Source organism: Companilactobacillus suantsaicola, from assembly GCF_004745525.1.
Lineage (GTDB): Bacteria > Bacillota > Bacilli > Lactobacillales > Lactobacillaceae > Companilactobacillus > Companilactobacillus suantsaicola.
Genome location: NZ_RKLY01000060.1, coordinates 1 through 2,255, shown reverse-complemented (window position 1 = coordinate 2,255; position 2,255 = coordinate 1). Strand labels below are relative to the sequence as shown.

Annotated in this window: 3 protein-coding genes; all 3 read right to left on the bottom strand. The window is 34.3% G+C overall.

Translation table 11 applies throughout. From position 1 onward, the window contains the following. Positions 1–101: 101 nt before the first annotated feature. Positions 102–362: a bacteriocin immunity family protein gene (locus tag EGT49_RS12325; RefSeq protein WP_135374704.1), complete on the bottom strand. Its 261-nt coding sequence runs from the start codon at positions 360–362 to the stop codon at positions 102–104. 144 nt (positions 363–506) lie between these two features. Beyond that, positions 507–1,103, bottom strand: a complete 597-nt coding sequence (locus EGT49_RS12320) for a hypothetical protein (RefSeq protein ID WP_135374702.1) — start codon at positions 1,101–1,103, stop codon at positions 507–509. A gap of 84 nt (positions 1,104–1,187) precedes the next feature. Further along, complete coding sequence (locus EGT49_RS12315; RefSeq protein ID WP_135374700.1) at positions 1,188–2,009, bottom strand: Cof-type HAD-IIB family hydrolase; 822 nt, start codon at positions 2,007–2,009, stop codon at positions 1,188–1,190. Positions 2,010–2,255: the final 246 nt, after the last annotated feature.

Genomic DNA, 2,255 nt, shown 5'->3' with positions numbered 1-2,255 from the left:
ACGAAAAACCTCTTTCATTGTTAGTGTCGGAACTCCAATGATAACTGATTTTTACGTCTTGGTGTTTTTTTATTTAGTTTTTCTTAAGGTGGCTAACTTGATTATAAAATTCGCCAATACAATTGTATCAATGAATTGGGAAAATTCTGACGGTTATCTAAATATGCTTTGGTAATTTGTCTACATAACAAAGCTGAAACCATATCTATATCTTGAGTTTCTTTGATCTGCTCAATTGCCTCACCAATTAATTCCCTTAAGTCAGTTCGAGGCTGCAATTCAAAATTGTTATAAACATTTTCTAAGTCTGTCAGCATTTGTGATTCCAATTCAAAAATTTCTTGTTGTTTAGCTTTTTTCATAGTAATTGCTCCCTCTTATTGGGTCAATTATCGAGTTTGATATACATAATGACAATAAATATGACAATCTATATTTTTATATTTTATATGGATTAATTTATCAAAAAAGCAGCCAGTGTGACTTTCCATCACTTCTGACTGCTTTTAGAACGAATAATTAGCACCTAAAGCTTGCCAATTATAAGTTTTATTTAAATCCATTTTATTTTGTCGTAACAACTCTAAATTGCCACTTTCATCATTTAAATCAACGGGATTGACTTCAACGACAACTTTCGAACCAATTTTAGGAAGTTTGTTCTGATTATACTCAACCATTATGTGGTGATCGGCTTCACGAGTTTGATTTTTATTCTTATACCAAGAATTAGTAGTTGTGATTCCTCCATCAAATACTAAATCAATTACTTTATTTTGAAGGTTCTTATCACCATTGATCACTTTGTCCACATGAACTGAAACTCGTGTGTGAGCGTGATTTGCTTTAACATTCAGCTTCTTTAGATTGTAGACCGTGCCTTCAATCACTGATTCCTTTCCAATTGAATCGGCTATCGTAAAACCTTGGTTACTGCCCTCTTTATTAGCCTGGACTACCGGTAATTGTGCCGTTAGTTGTTGCCAGGTATTGAGATTTTTCTTGGTAATCACAGTATTAATTGAACTCACTGAACCACTAGAGCAAGCGGATAATGGTAAAACAAATACTAGTGTAAATAAAAGCATTAGTGTTTTTTTCATCGTTATTCTTTTCCTCCAACACATTATTGCATGTCAGAGAATTTTGGTATACCACGATTATTTAATAAAAATCTAACAGCGTTTTTATGTTAACTGATTCAAAACGTTCAAAACACCTTCGTCATTATTCGACTCTGTGAAATGAGTTACTTGATCTTTAATTTTTTGTTCAGCATTGTCAACAACATAGCCAAATGGCGTCATCTTCAGCATTGTTAGGTCATTTTCATTATCACCAAAAGTCATAATTTCATCATCGGCGATATTAAAACGACGTTGCAATTCCCTTAAACCGCTAGCTTTATTGACGGAACTTTCACTGATCAATTCGGTATTAAAACCAGAAGTCTGACTAGACAATTCGTCTGGCAGCTTCCCACGCAATTTACCCATCATTTTCTTAAAATCGACTCCTGCTTGGAAAGTTATGCCGATACTAGTGATTTGATCTTGCAATTTTTGGGGCGTAATCGTAGCCAAATCAGGGATTTTTTGTAAATGATTGTAATATTGATAAGTCAAATCAAAGGCCACTTGCGAAATACTTTGATCAACGTAAGCCGATTTGAGTCCAACTACTAAATGTTCCGCAATGTCACTCGGTGAAAACTCTTGATTGATGACATTCAAAATTTGTGTCACGGCATCTTTGGGCATCGCTTTGATCAGAAGTGGTTGATTTTCACTGTAAACAGCCGCTCCATTTTGTGAGACAAAATCCATTTCTGAATTGAACTCACTAAATTGGTCCAGTAAGCGTTGATATTGAGAACCACTAGCTGCCACAACACGAATATTTTTAGCTCGTAATTGTCTTAAAATTTCACCAAAACGTTGATGATTGTAGGTATTCTGATCATTTAAAAACGTTCCGTCCATATCAAATGCAACTAATTTAATACTCATAGAGACACCTCATAAAAATAATATTTTTTAATAATACCACTTATCGCAAGACAAGAAAAAAGAGCTTGGGACATAGCTACTTTTTACTCCTAAACTTGCAGCATAAACGCGGAACATAACATAGCAATTTCGTAAGCAGTAAATAACCGACCGTATTCTCTCGGTCCACAATAAGCGATATGATTACCTCATCAAAATAAATGGTGAGGTATTTTTAATGGACGAAAAGCCGGATATTGTAAAAGT